Annotated in this window: 16 protein-coding genes; 9 read left to right on the plus strand and 7 right to left on the minus strand. The window is 69.6% G+C overall.

Annotated features, from left to right (window positions below; all coding sequences use genetic code 11):
- Positions 1-2: 2 nt before the first annotated feature.
- Entirely contained in the window at positions 3-476 is a 474-nt protein-coding gene (locus tag AB0J95_RS46450) for an Lrp/AsnC family transcriptional regulator (RefSeq protein WP_364772619.1), read from the minus strand.
- 85 nt (positions 477-561) lie between these two features.
- Between AB0J95_RS46450 and AB0J95_RS46455 the strand changes: the two genes are divergently transcribed.
- Together AB0J95_RS46455 and AB0J95_RS46460 are read left to right on the plus strand one after the other, a co-directional pair.
- A complete protein-coding gene (locus AB0J95_RS46455) occupies positions 562-1,224 on the plus strand; it encodes a hypothetical protein (RefSeq protein ID WP_364772621.1) in 663 nt (220 codons plus the stop codon).
- Positions 1,225-1,248: 24 nt separating this feature from the next.
- On the plus strand, positions 1,249-1,830 hold the full coding sequence (locus AB0J95_RS46460) for a hypothetical protein (RefSeq protein WP_364772623.1): 582 nt from the start codon (positions 1,249-1,251) through the stop codon (positions 1,828-1,830).
- Here AB0J95_RS46460 and AB0J95_RS46465 read toward each other — a convergent pair.
- Positions 1,819-4,527, minus strand: coding sequence for an AAA family ATPase (locus AB0J95_RS46465; protein ID WP_364772625.1), 2,709 nt, complete (start codon positions 4,525-4,527; stop codon positions 1,819-1,821). The two genes, AB0J95_RS46460 and AB0J95_RS46465, sit on opposite strands and share 12 nt — an antisense overlap.
- 152 nt (positions 4,528-4,679) lie before the next feature.
- Between AB0J95_RS46465 and AB0J95_RS46470 the strand changes: the two genes are divergently transcribed.
- The 3 genes from AB0J95_RS46470 (at position 4,680) to AB0J95_RS46480 (ending at position 5,646) form a co-directional block, all read left to right on the plus strand.
- Positions 4,680-5,123, plus strand: coding sequence for a VOC family protein (locus AB0J95_RS46470; RefSeq protein ID WP_364772626.1), 444 nt, complete (start codon positions 4,680-4,682; stop codon positions 5,121-5,123).
- 20 nt (positions 5,124-5,143) lie between these two features.
- Positions 5,144-5,431: a hypothetical protein gene (locus tag AB0J95_RS46475; protein WP_364772628.1), complete on the plus strand. Its 288-nt coding sequence runs from the start codon at positions 5,144-5,146 to the stop codon at positions 5,429-5,431.
- 62 nt (positions 5,432-5,493) lie between these two features.
- Entirely contained in the window at positions 5,494-5,646 is a 153-nt protein-coding gene (locus AB0J95_RS46480; RefSeq protein ID WP_364772630.1) for a hypothetical protein, read from the plus strand.
- On the opposite strand, the gene AB0J95_RS46485 is transcribed toward AB0J95_RS46480, so the two are convergent.
- On the minus strand, positions 5,643-6,068 hold the full coding sequence (locus AB0J95_RS46485) for a Rid family hydrolase (RefSeq protein WP_364772631.1): 426 nt from the start codon (positions 6,066-6,068) through the stop codon (positions 5,643-5,645). The genes AB0J95_RS46480 and AB0J95_RS46485 overlap by 4 nt on opposite strands.
- Positions 6,069-6,174: 106 nt before the next feature.
- Here AB0J95_RS46485 and AB0J95_RS46490 point away from each other — a divergent pair, with 106 nt between their 5' ends.
- Together AB0J95_RS46490 and AB0J95_RS46495 are read left to right on the plus strand one after the other, a co-directional pair.
- Positions 6,175-7,035, plus strand: a complete 861-nt coding sequence (locus AB0J95_RS46490; RefSeq protein WP_364772632.1) for a helix-turn-helix domain-containing protein — start codon at positions 6,175-6,177, stop codon at positions 7,033-7,035.
- 210 nt (positions 7,036-7,245) lie between these two features.
- Positions 7,246-7,977: a maleylpyruvate isomerase family mycothiol-dependent enzyme gene (locus tag AB0J95_RS46495; protein WP_364772633.1), complete on the plus strand. Its 732-nt coding sequence runs from the start codon at positions 7,246-7,248 to the stop codon at positions 7,975-7,977.
- Here the strand turns inward: AB0J95_RS46495 and AB0J95_RS46500 are convergent.
- The gene (locus tag AB0J95_RS46500) at positions 7,974-8,654 is read right to left on the minus strand and encodes a LysR family substrate-binding domain-containing protein (protein ID WP_364772635.1); all 681 of its coding nucleotides are present in this window, start codon (positions 8,652-8,654) and stop codon (positions 7,974-7,976) included. The two genes, AB0J95_RS46495 and AB0J95_RS46500, sit on opposite strands and share 4 nt — an antisense overlap.
- 42 nt (positions 8,655-8,696) lie before the next feature.
- On the opposite strand from AB0J95_RS46500, the gene AB0J95_RS46505 reads away from it, so the two are divergent.
- Complete coding sequence (locus tag AB0J95_RS46505) at positions 8,697-9,074, plus strand: DUF5997 family protein (protein WP_364772637.1); 378 nt, start codon at positions 8,697-8,699, stop codon at positions 9,072-9,074.
- Between the two features lie 17 nt (positions 9,075-9,091).
- On the opposite strand, the gene AB0J95_RS46510 is transcribed toward AB0J95_RS46505, so the two are convergent.
- Positions 9,092-9,943, minus strand: a complete 852-nt coding sequence (locus AB0J95_RS46510; RefSeq protein ID WP_364772638.1) for a haloalkane dehalogenase — start codon at positions 9,941-9,943, stop codon at positions 9,092-9,094.
- Between the two features lie 74 nt (positions 9,944-10,017).
- On the opposite strand from AB0J95_RS46510, the gene AB0J95_RS46515 reads away from it, so the two are divergent.
- On the plus strand, positions 10,018-10,458 hold the full coding sequence (locus tag AB0J95_RS46515; protein ID WP_364772639.1) for a MarR family transcriptional regulator: 441 nt from the start codon (positions 10,018-10,020) through the stop codon (positions 10,456-10,458).
- On the opposite strand, the gene AB0J95_RS46520 is transcribed toward AB0J95_RS46515, so the two are convergent.
- Together AB0J95_RS46520 and AB0J95_RS46525 are read right to left on the minus strand one after the other, a co-directional pair.
- Complete coding sequence (locus AB0J95_RS46520; RefSeq protein WP_364772640.1) at positions 10,455-11,354, minus strand: trypsin-like serine protease; 900 nt, start codon at positions 11,352-11,354, stop codon at positions 10,455-10,457. The two genes, AB0J95_RS46515 and AB0J95_RS46520, sit on opposite strands and share 4 nt — an antisense overlap.
- A gap of 94 nt (positions 11,355-11,448) precedes the next feature.
- On the minus strand, positions 11,449-11,889 hold the full coding sequence (locus AB0J95_RS46525) for a GtrA family protein (protein ID WP_364772642.1): 441 nt from the start codon (positions 11,887-11,889) through the stop codon (positions 11,449-11,451).
- Positions 11,890-12,036 lie beyond the last annotated feature (147 nt).

The raw sequence follows: 12,036 nt of genomic DNA on the forward strand, positions 1-12,036 counted from the left end.
CACTAGGAGAGGATGCGGGCGGCGGGCATCGGGATGTCGTGCAGGATCAGCCGGCTGCGGACCTCGCGGACCCCGTGCTGTCCTTTGAGGATGGACAGGATCTGTTCGAACTCGGCGGTTCCCGTGCAGGCCAGGCGGATCTGGTAGTCGTACTCGCCGGTGACCCGGAACGCCTCGATGATCTGCGGGATGCCGGCCAGGTTGCGGTGGAACTCGGCGTTGTCGTAGCCCTCGCGCAACCGCAGGTCGCTGACCAGCAGCAGCGGCCGGCCGATCGCGTTGTGGTCCAAAGTGGCGTGATAGCCGCTGATCACCCCGGACGACCGCAGCCGCCGCACCCGGTCGGCGGTGGTGTTCGCGGACAGCCGGACCGCTCGCCCGAGCTCCTGGTAGGTCATCCGGGCGTCCTCGACCAGCAGCGCCACCAGCTGCCGGTCGATGGCGTCCATCGAGATTTTCTCGGCCGAGACGTTCATGATCCGACAATACCTCGGCCTCAATGGCACTTGCAGCGGGTTTTCCTAACCAAAGTCGGCGCGGTCCCGACGAGGATCAGAACATGTGAAACCGCTGCTCACGACCCTGCTCCTGACTCCCAGCCTGGTCCTGATCGTCTCCCTCGCCGGCCGTCGCTGGGGACCGGCGATCGGCGGGAAACTCGCTGCCCTCCCGCTCACCAGCGGCCCGTTGGTCCTGGTCACCGCGTTCAGCGGGAACGTCGGCGTGGCGCGGTCGATGGCCCACGGAGTCCTCGCGGGCATGCCAGCGGTGGTCGTTTTTTGCGCGGGCTACCGCTATGTCGCGAAAAGATGCTCCTGGCAGGCGTCCCTCACCATCGCGGGATCCGCGACTGCCTTCGTGGCAGCCCTGCTCAGCCTCATGCCGCCACCACTGTGGCTGACCGCCGCCGTGATCTGCACCGCCGCAACCACCGCCATGGCCCACCCAACACCCCTCACCGACGGCCCACCAGCCACGCCCACCTGGGAACTGTTGCTGCGCATGGCCTTCGCCACCACCCTCGTCCTGGCCTTGTCCACGTTGTCGCACCTCGCCGACCCCCGCCTGGCCGGCGTGCTGGCCACGTTTCCCGCGCTGATGTTCGTCCTCGCGCCCATGGCCCACCGCCGGGACGGCGCGACCGCCGCGATCCAGATGATGCACGGCCTGATCGCCGGACTCCTGCCGACACTGTTGTTCTACGTCGTTGTCGCCGCGTTCTGATGGACATCCGCCTAGCCTGGACGAGTGACGGACGCGAACGAACGCTATGGGCCGCGGTGGGGTGAGCGGATTTACTCGGCGCGGTGGGAGGCTTGGCTTTACGAGTTGCACTCGGCCGAGGAGCTGCGGCGGTGGGCGCGGAGGTTGGGGTGGTTCCGGTATTGCCGGGCGGTGGGTGGGCATGCGAATGATGGGGATGCGTTGCGGGTGGCGGTTCGGGTGGGGGAGCGTGCGGATCTTCTTGCGGTGATGGGGAGTCTGAGGATCAGGCCGAGGTTCGTGCCGCCGGATGTGCCGCAGCCGGTGGCGGGGGTGGCGTACGCGCCCGCGGAGTTCGAGGCGTTTCCCAGCCTGATCCCGGGCTTTCCTGGGTTGGCTCAACCCGGGCACGTCGAGATCAACGGCGAGAAAGCCTTAGTGTGGGTCCGTTCTGACCGGCTGGAACTGTCCATTGCGGACCCCGGGCAGATGTTCGACGTGACCGAGCGGGCGGTGCAGGCGGCGGTGGCGATCGAGCCGTTGCTCGACGGACACGCGATCATCGATCCGCCCGTGGACGACCCGCATTGTGTCTGCCCGAAGTACTACCCGGGGCTATGGCGTTAGGGCAGCGTCGCGGAGCTGGCGGCGGGAGGTGATGTTGAGCTTGGCGAAGATCTTGCGGAGGTGCCATTCGACCGTGCGGGGGCTGAGGTACAGGCGGGTGCCGATCTCGGGGTTGGACAGGCCCTCGCGGGCCAGGCGTGCGATCTGGAACTCCTGGGCGGTCAGCTCGTCGGTCTCGGGCGCGGTCCGTTTGCGCACGGTCTCACCGGTGGCGAGCAGTTCCCGGCGGGCCCGGTCGGCGAACGCCTCCAGGCCCATCGAGGCCAGCATGTCGTTGGCGGTACGCAGCTGTTCGCGCGCGTCGACTCGATGTCCCGCACGCCGCAACCATTCCCCGAACAACAGGTGGCTACGGGCCACATCCACGCGCAGCCCGGCCGCCGCCAGCCGCGCGATCGACTCGCGATACAAAGCGGCGACATCCCCGGAACCGCTCAACGCCCGCACCCGGGCGTCGATGCCCAACGCCCAGTCGGTACGCATCGCCAACGCCCGCTCCGCGGAACGGGCGACGGCGGCCGAAAGGTCAGCGCCCGTGCGGGAAGCGGCCTCGGCGAACTCGGCGGTGATCAGTCCCTGGAACCCGACATCGTCCCGCGCGAAAACCTCCTGCGCGGCGGCCAAAGCCGCGTCGTGCCGTCCGAGTCCATTGTGGAACACCGCGCTCGCGTAGTCCGCCAACGCGATCAGCCGCCACTGACCCCGCGCAGTCGCCTCGCGCACGGTCGAGGCGATCAACTCCGCCGCCCCCGAACCCCGATGCGCCGCGACGAGCACAGCGGCGTACCCGACCGGCGGGTTCCCGGTGACGTCGCCGATCAGCCGGTCCTCCTCGGCCAGCGCCGCCGCCTCGGTCACCTCCCCGGCCAGCAGCTCGGTGATCGCCTGGAAGTTCAGCCCGAACTGCAGCTGCACCAACGCCCCGCTCGACCGCGCGAGCCGGACCTGGCGCCGGGCAAGGGAACGCGTGGCCTCGAAGTCCCAGGCCTCGGTGGCGACGGTGCCGGCGGCCCGGTTGCCCATCAGCCACAACATCCGCCCCACATCGAAAGCGCCGTCCTCCAACGCGAGAACCGCCGACAGTGCAGCGGGAAGCAATGACGAAGCCGCCGTATAGCCTTGCGTGAACCGGATCGCGAGCGCGTCCAGCACCAGATCGACCGCGCGAGGCGGTGAGGGAGCGGGCGGCGCCTCGACGGCAGCGGAAGCCGCCTCCGAAACGCTGCCCGCCCACAGCCCGGCCCCCACCGCCTCCAAGTACGTCTCCCTGGCACGCAAGGCATCCAGCGGCGCGAGCCGCCGGGCCGCACGCAGCAACAACCCAGCTGCGTCCCCGCTCCGCCGTTGGTCGAACGCGATCTGCCCGCGCAGGTGCTCAGCCTCGGCGCCCCGCAACGCGTCCGCTGGTCCGGCCTCGACCGCGGTCAGCAGCTCCAACGCCGAACCCAACGCCCCCGCATCCCGCTTCGCCCGAGCCGCGGCGAGTTCGCGCTGGGCTCGCCGTGCGGGCTCGGGTGTGAGCAAGGCCGCCTGTTCGAGGAAAGCGGCCGCCGCGACCAACCCGCCCCGTGCCTGAGCGCGGCCGGCGGACCGTTCGAGGTCGGCCGCCACGTCCTCGACAGGCGCGACGGTGGCTTGGGCGAGGTGCCAGGCGCGGCGGTCCGGATCGATTGCGGGGTCGGTGACCTCGGCGAGCGCCCGGTGCGCCTCCTGGCGGTCGCGCGCCGACGCGGATCGGTAGACCGCCGAACGAACCAGGGGATGCCGGAACCGCACCCGCCGGCCGAACTCGATCAGCCCGGTCGCTTCGGCCGCGGCGGCCGGGTCGGCACCGAGCCCGAGCACCCCGGCAGCCCGCCAGAGCAGGGTGGCGTCACCCAGTGGCTCGGCGGCCGCGGTGAGCAGCAACCGCCGGGTGTCGTCCGGCAGCCCGGCCAGCTGGCGGACGAAGCACTCCTCGATCCGCCCGGTCAACGCCTCGCCGTCGGGCCGGCCGAACCCATCGGCCAGTTCGGCCGCAGTCAACGAGCGGGGGAGCTCCAACAGAGCGAGGGGGTTGCCGTGGGTCTCGGCGACGATCCGGTCGCGGACCCGGCCGTCGACCGGCCCCCTGACCACCGAGTCCAGCAGCGTGTGCGCCTCCGCGTCGCTCAGCCCGCGCACCACCAGCTCCGGCAGGCCGGACAGGTCGGGGTCGGCCTCGCGCACGGCGAACACCAGGACGATCCGCTCCGCCAGCAGCCGCCGGGCCACAAACGCGAGCGTCTGCGCGGAGACCCGGTCCAGCCATTGGGCGTCGTCGATTAGGCACACCAACGGTTGCTGCTCGGCCGTGTCGGCCAGCAGGTTCAGCACCGCCAGGCCCACCATGAACCGGTCCGGTGGGTCGCCCGCACTCAGGCCGAATGCCGTGCCGAGGGCATCCCGCTGCGGAACGGGCAGACGGTCGAGCCGGTCCAGGCAGTGCCCGCAGAGCTGGTGCAACCCGGCGTAGGCCAGCTCACGCTCGGACTCCACGCCCGACGCCCGCAGGATCCGGCAGCTCGTGGCGCGCGCCTGCAGGTACTCCAGCAGCGCGGTCTTGCCGATCCCGGCCTCGCCGCGCAGGACCAGCACCTGGCTCTGCCCGGTGCCCGCGGCCGTGAGCAGCCGGTCCAGGGTCTCGCTCTCCGTGCGCCGACCTAGCAACCCCGCCATGAGCACCGCCTTCGCGCCAGCCCCGGCACCCTATCGCGCACACGGGTCCCGTGCCGGGGTGTCGGCCAGGGTGTTCCACGGGCGCGAACGAGCACCCCCTGGAGCCACTCTTACGTCGTGGCAAAAGCCACCAGGAACAAGGAGTTCGGATCATGGACATGAAACTTGAGGTCGTCGTCCTGCCGGTGTCGGATGTGGACCGGGCCCTGCACTTCTACACGACGCTCGGGTGGCGGCTGGATGCCGAGTTCACCGGCGAGAACGGCTTCCGGCTGGCCCAGCTGACCCCGCCCGGGTCGCAGGCGTCGATCATCTTCGGCCACGGCGTCACCACCGCCGAACCGGGCTCGTCCCAAGGCCTGCTACTGGCCGTCGAGGATGTTGAGAAGGCTCGCGCCGACCTGGTCGAGCGCGGCGTGAACGTCAGCGAGGTCTACCACGACGCGGGCGGCGTGTTCTACCACTCCGGCACCGACTACCGGGTCCCCGGACCGGATCCCGAGCGGCGCAGCTACTCGTCGTTCGCCTCGTTCACCGACCCGGACGGCAACGGATGGGTCCTCCAGGAACTCACCACGCGGCTCCCGGGCCGCTGAGCCAGAAAGAAGCAGAAGCCATGAGGGTGACTTACGAGTCCGCGCAGGAGCTGGCCCAGGCCATGCGGCGGGCCGCCGAAGCCCACGGACGGTACGAAGCGGAGATCGGGCGCGAGGACGCCGACTGGCCGGACTGGTACTCCCGGTTCATGGAGCGGGAACAGCGGTTCCTGCACCTTCCCGGCCGCGTCGACCCGGACGGCACCACGGCGACCCACCCGGCCGCGCCGGCCGGCGGCGACCCGGAGCAGGACTTCTTCCTGCGCTACGGCGCCGCGGGCGCGGAGTGGGATTTGTCGGACGACTGACGAGGCGAGCGCGCGGGCCAGCAGCCGCGGCCCGCGCTCACCATCCCGGAGAGGACAAGAAGATGATCTTCTACCCAGACCAGATCCCGGCCGCCCCGATCCCATGGCACGAGCTGCGCACGACGGTCGTGCACCTCGCGTCCCGCCTGGAAGACCGGCATCCGCACCGGCACCGCAGACATGCTCCGGTCCCGGCCGGCAGGACAGGCCACTAGAGTTTCGCGACGAACTTGATCTCGATCAGCTGCTCCGGGAGGGCCAGCCGGGGTGTGGTCAGGATCGTGCTCGCGACCTGGGGTTGTTCCTGGCCGTAGGCCGCCTTGCGGACTGGTCCGGCGGCCGCGAAGGCCGAGTCCATGTCCAGCACGTACAGCACCTCCTCGACCACGTTGGCCAGTGAGGCGCCGAACCGGCCCAGCAGCTCCTGGGCGTTGGTGTAGGTCTGCCGCATCTGCTCGCCCATGTTCGAGAAGTCGGTGACTTTGCCGTTCTCGTCGACTGGGGCCGGCGCCACGAGATCGCTGCCCTGGTGCGACAGCTGGCCGGACAGGTAGATCGTGTCCCCGTGCCGGACGGCCTGCACGTAGCCGTACGCGTTCTCCCAGGGGACATCTAAGTTCTCGACCTTGACCGTCATGGCAGCTCACTCCGCATCGAAAGTTGAAAGTTGAACTGGAATGATGCGACGCAGGCCGAGGTGCCGCCAGTAGCGGCCGTGCCACGTTGGACAAGGATGGTGCCAGATGGGCGAGCGGATCACAGTGGCGATCCTCGTTGTGCCGCGGGTGATCGCCCTCGACTACAGCATCCCGGCGCACATCCTCGGCGGGTGCGAGGGATATCGCCTGTCCGACGACCCCACACAAGCGGACATCGTGGTCGTTCCCGGCTTCGAGGAACCGGAAAAGCCGCTGCCGGCCACCGATCTGGACGTGATCCGGCAGAGCGCGGACCGGGGCGCCCGGATCGTGGGCATCTGCACCGGGACGTTCGGGCTCGCCGCCAGCGGTGTCCTGAATGGACGGTCCGCGACCACGCATTGGCAGTATGTGGCCCAGTTGCGGGAGCTGTACCCGAAGGTGCTCGTCCTGGAGAACCGGCTTTTCGTGGAGGACGGCAAGATTCTCACCTCGGCCGGGGCCGGTGCGGGGATCGACGCGTGCCTGCACATGATCAGGTCGGATTTCGGCGAAGCGGCCGCGCACGACGCGGGCAAGGGTGTCGTTGCCGCGCCGGCCCGTACGGGTGATCAACTGCAGTACGTTGACGTGCTAACGCCGCCCCGCGCAACCCTTGCGGCCACGAGGGCGTGGGTGATGGAGAACATCGGCGAGCCGATCACCGTGCAGCGCATGGCCATGCACAGCAACCTGCCGCGCCGCACGTTCATCCGGCACTTCGAGAACGAGACCGGCATGCCGCCGATGCGCTGGGTCGTGCTGCAGCGCATCCTCAGCGCCCGCCGCCTGCTGGAACGCTCCGACTGGTCGATCGAGCGGATCGCCGCGGCCACTGGTTTCGGTACGGCTACGAACTTTCGCACGGTGTTCCGCCGTGAGGTCGGCAGCACGCCCAGCGCCTACCGCAAGGCGATTCAGGATTAGGCAAACGGGTGCGCGACCCGCGTTGACCGCGATCGCGGCCGACGCCTTGGGGTTGATCCCGAACGGTTCCGGATCTCGGACAGCGATCTGGGGCGCGGGGTGGTTCGCGGGGAACGACTTCGTGGACGTGGGCGATCACCGCCACCGGCCGTCGGCACCGGAGTTTGCCGCTGCGGCTGGACCGTGTGGTGGAAGCGGTAACGTGCACGGGTGGAGATCTTCGACGATCTTGAGGCCGAGTACGACCGGCTGGACGACATCTTCTCGGGCCTGTCCGCCGCCGAATGGGCGACGCCGTCGCTGGCGGCGGGGTGGACGGCGGTCGACGTGCTGTTGCACCTGGCGCAGACCGAGGAGATGGTCGTCACCACGCTGACCGGCGCGCCCAGCACGTTCAGCCTGGACCGCGGCCCGGTCAGCGTGGACGAGGCGATGGACCAGTGGGTCGCCGCCGAACGCAGCGGACCCGAGGTCGTCTATCCCCGTTGGCAGGCCGCGCGCAAGCAGTCGGTCGCCGCCCTGCGCGCCGCCGACCCGAACCGGACGTCGGCGTGGGCTTCCGCACCGTTGCGCCCGGCGACGCATGCGACCACGCGCCTCGCCGAACATTGGGCGCACGCCTTGGACATCACCGAACCGCTGGCCATCCCGTACCCGGATACCGCGCGGCTGCGCCACATCGCCCGCCTCGCGCACCGGACCCTGCCGTACGCCTTCGGCCTGGTGGGCGAACCACCGGCGCCGATCCGCGCCGAACTCACCGGTCCCGCCGACGAGACTTGGACGTTCGGCCCGGACGACACCGACTCGGTGATCCGGGGTTCGCTCGGCGCTTTCTGCCGCGTCGGCGCCCAACGCCTCAGCCCTGAGGCCTCGGGTCTCACCACCACCGACAGCCACGCCGAGACGGCTCTGCGCGTCCTGCGGAACTACGCCGCCTAACGACGACCGCGGCGTGGCTTGCTTCGCGGCGGGGCGCTGCGGCGTTTCGGTTGCGGGGCTTGCTTTGGCTGCTGTTGCTGTTGACGGCCGCGGGTGCTGTTCACGGTCCGGCCGCGGACGATGCCGATGAACTGTTCCATCAGGTCGGTCGTCTCGTGGTCCAGCCAGGACAGCGCGACCCGGGACTCCGGCGCGTCCGTGACCGGCCGGTAGATCAGGTCGCGGCGGTGGTGCAGCCGCGCGAGGGACTGGGGGACGACGAGAACGCCGATCCCGGCCGCCACCAGTTCGATCGCGTCGGCAGTGGTGGCCGGGCGTTCGAGGGCGGGCTTGCCGGGCAGCGTCTCCCAGTCGAGGGTGTCGTCCTGGGGATGCAGGACGATCTCGTCGGCGAGGTCCTCCGTGGACACTTCGTCGGCAGCCGCGATGACGTGGTCCTTGGGGATTACGACCACCGACGTCTCGGTGTAGAGCGGGATGGCGTGCAGGCCGGTGCGGTCGATCGGCAGCCGCAGCAGCGCCGCGTCGACCCCACCCTCGCGCACCAGGTCCGCAGCCTCGGCGGCGGACACGGTGACCAGGTCCAACGGCACGTCCGGCTCTCGTTCGCCCCAGATCCGCGCCCATTTGCCGGGCGTCGCGCCCGGGACGTAGCCGAGCCGGAACGAGCCTGTCACCAGGCCAGACTACCGGGCGTACCGGCTCGCTACCCTTGGCCCATGACGTCGCACAAGACCTCGCAGACCATGAAGCCCGCCACCGCGGCCAAGAAACTGGGCGTCTACCTGCAAGCCACCCCCGCGGAGTTCCAGGAGGGGGTCGTGTCCCGCGACGAGCTGAACGCCCTGCAGGCCAACCCGCCGGAGTGGCTGCGCGAGCTGCGCCGCAACGGCCCGCACCCGCGCCAGGTGGTCGCCGCCCGCCTCGGCATCTCGATCGGCGGCCTGACCCGCGCCGGCCTCACCGAAGCGCTGACCACCGACGAGATCCAGGCGATCAAGGCGGAGCACCCGGACTGGCTGCAGCGCGAACGCGACATCCAGGCCGAGGTCCGCCGCGAGGCCGAACGCCAGCGCGAGAAGAAGGCAAAGCGCTGAACCCCTCGTAAGTGGTTCTAACGACCGAAACCATTCCCGAGCGGAGCGGCCCAGGTGGTGAGGGCTTTGGCGATGGCTTCGGGCTGGTCTTCAGGGGCGTGGTGACCGGCGGGGCCGCAGTGCTGGGTCTCCAGGGCGGCGATGTTCTGCTGGCACCACGCGGCCATGTCCGGGCCGATCAACAGGGTCGGTGAGGAGTCGAAGGTCAGCAGGAGTTTGGGCACGTCGACGCTGGTAGCCAGCCACTTCCCGTACTCCTCGACGCGCGTGGCGACATCGGCCGGTGAACCGTCGAGCGGCAGCGACCGCGCCCACTCCAGCACAGGTCGGCGGCTCTCCGGCGTCGGGTAGGGCGCCAGGTAGGCGGCCATGTCCTCGGCGGTCACCGGGTTCAGCACGCCGCCGGTGAACGCCGACTCGACGAAGTTCTGCACGAGTCGTTCGCCCTCGGGCCCTCGCATGGCCTCGGCGCGGGCGCGGGGCGCGTCGCCCAGTTCGGCCCAGGACATCGGCCGCACGATGGTCTCGAGGAACGCCACTCCGCGGACCCGGTCCGGGTGCCGGGCCGCCCAGTCGAACGCGAGCGCCCCGCCCCAGTCGTGCCCGACGAGCACCACCGGACCGAGGTCGTCGAGCCACGCGTCGAGGTAGCGGGCGTGGTCGGCGAACCGGTAGGGGATATCGGGCTTGCCGGACCGGCCCATGCCGATCAAGTCGGGCGCGAGCAGCCGGGCGGGCATATTCATGGCGGCGAGAACCTTCCGCCACAGGTGCGACGAACCGGGGTTTCCGTGCAGGAACACCACGGGCGTGCCATCGCCGATCTCCTCGTAGTACATCGTCGAGTCCAGAACCGGAACCGAAGGCATGGCCAACTCCAATCGTTAGTGTCACTAACAACGTAGGTCGTTAGTGTGACTAACGCAAGAGGTAGGATCCCAGCGTGAGCGAGAGCACGTCAGAGGCAAGGCGGCTGCGTACCCTGCCCACCCGGTTGCTGTCCCTGGCCGCGACCTACGCCGACCGGCGGGTGAACGAGGCGCTCGGCGGGGTGGGCGCGCGCAAGTGGCACTACGCCGTGCTCGCCACGCTGGACGAGTTCGGCTCGGCCAGTCAGGCAGAGCTGAGCGACCGGACCCGGATCTACCGCAGCGACCTGGTCGCGGTGATCAACGAGCTGACCGAACGGCGGTTCGTCGAACGCTCACCCGACCCGGCCGACCGCCGGCGCAATGTCGTCAGCATGACCGCCGCGGGCCGCCATCACCTGGGCCAGCTCGACAGGCTGCTCACCGAGGTCCAGGACGACGTGCTCGCGCCGTTGACCAGCCAGGACCGCGAGCAGCTGACCCGCCTGCTAGCGGCGCTGGTGCGCGAACACTAGGACTTGATGCCGGTCTGCTGCGCGATCCAGGATGCGACGACGTCGACGCGGGCGATGGTCTCGCGCCCGGGCTGCGGGCAGGACGGGCCGTCGTTCACGATGGCCACCAGGGTGCCGGTGCGGTCGTCGTCGGTGGTGAAGAAGGGGCCGCCGGAGTCGTCGGGGCACGGGCTGTTCTCCACCGTGCGCGGCACGAGCGACTCGGCCTCGAGCACCGTCGAGGTGACCTTGGCGACCCTGAACTGGCCCCGCTTGAGGTGGTCGGACTGGACGATGACCTTCGCGGACAACGAGCCCCACCCGGCGAACTGCAGCTTCTGGCCGACGGCCGGTTTGCGGGCCGAGACCTTCAGCGGGGTGATGTCGGTGATCGCGGTGTCCAGCCTGACCAGGGCTAAGTCGTTGATCGGGGACTGCTTGACGTCCACGACGTTGGCCACGTAGCCGCCGGCGTCGCTGTCCTTGAGCTTCCCGATCGCCACGGTCACGTGGTACGGGGGAGCGCCCTCGACCCGGTTGTTGTTCAGGTCGTGGAAGCAGTGCCCGGCGCTGACGACCCAGTCGGGCGCCACGAGTGAACCGCTGCACCCGCCGGTGCGCACCCCGCCGCCCGCGACCGGGATGTCCTTGGACGAGAGCTTCGCGTTGAACGGCAGGACCGAGCTGGGCGCCGCCTTGGTGCTGGGCGAGGCGGGCGCCGCAGGGGTGGTGACAACGCCGTGGTTGGCGCTGTTGGCGAGCGCGCTCTCCCTGGGCGCGGGGGCCTCGCTGGCCTGCGCGGCGGCCTTCTGGTCGCGGGTCACGACGTACGCACACGCGCCGCCTGCTCCCACGACGACAGCGGCTGTCAACGCCCAGAACCGCAGGCGCGAGCGTTTCCCCGTTTTGGCACTCACGTTCTTCTGTACGTACGAGACGCCCAAATGGTTGACTCCCCCGCCCGACGTACGCTTTCGCCCACGAATTCGTTCCCGGAACGCCCCCGGGGCATCACCGGGACTGATGGGCCTCGGCGAAAACCCAGTACCGCAACAGAACAAACCGTACTGCCCCCGCCACCATACTTGCCAGGACCAGCACAGTGAGCTCACTCAGCTCACCCTGTCCCACAGCGATTGTGGTAATAGCGCCAGAGGTGATGGCGATTCCGAGTCCGGTGACCGCGAAACTCTTGACATGGTGGCTGAGTCTGATATGGCCGCTGATGCCGAACGTCATCTTACCGTTGAGCCGAGTTCCGGCCACCGTTGTCAGGATTGTCGACAGCGCATTGGCGATTGTGGCTGAGGCCACAATCCGGAATGTCAGATAAATGCCAAGGAACAAAACCGTGTTCAGCACGCCGACGGCGAGGAACCGGGCGAACTGCCGCGTGAGCGCGCCGCTGGGGGCGGCGGCGGGAGCCGGGGCCGGCGGCGCGATCACGGTCATGACATCAGCGTGATCCGCCAAGCTGGGGCGTTGCTGTGCCGCTGCTGTCGAGTTCCTATGTGACCGCTGTTACCCGTGACCCGATCGAGACCGGCGATCAAGAGGGCCGGTGCTCTACTGGGATGGCCGGGCCCGACTTGGCTCCTG

It is taken from the genome of Actinocrispum sp. NPDC049592, from assembly GCF_040675465.1.
Classification (GTDB): Bacteria; Actinomycetota; Actinomycetes; order Mycobacteriales; family Pseudonocardiaceae; genus Kibdelosporangium.